Annotated in this window: 1 protein-coding gene; it reads left to right on the top strand. The window is 67.3% G+C overall.

Translation table 11 applies throughout. The annotated features are described in order from the left end of the window. The coding region (locus IG98_RS53015; RefSeq protein ID WP_211264400.1) for a hypothetical protein at nt 1–226 on the top strand (226 nt) is incomplete at both ends.

The raw sequence follows: 226 nt of genomic DNA, 5'->3' as shown, positions 1-226 counted from the left end.
CACCTCTACCGGGGTGGCGGGTCCGTGGTCGGAGTGGCAGACCGGACGAGTCGACACCTCCAAGCCCGTGGTGTCGGAAGTAACGGCGACCCCGGGACAACTCGCATCAGGACTGTGGACATTCCCCTCGACTCAGCCGTCGTTCACCGCCTACGGCGCCGACCCGGAATCACGGCAGCTCCGGCTGGAGACACAGGTCGAACACGACCCAGCAGCCGCCGGCCAA

Origin of the sequence: Streptosporangium amethystogenes (genome assembly GCF_000721075.1) — a bacterium.
Taxonomy (GTDB): domain Bacteria; phylum Actinomycetota; class Actinomycetes; order Streptosporangiales; family Streptosporangiaceae; genus Streptosporangium; species Streptosporangium amethystogenes.
This window is presented reverse-complemented; position numbering and strand designations above follow the sequence as displayed.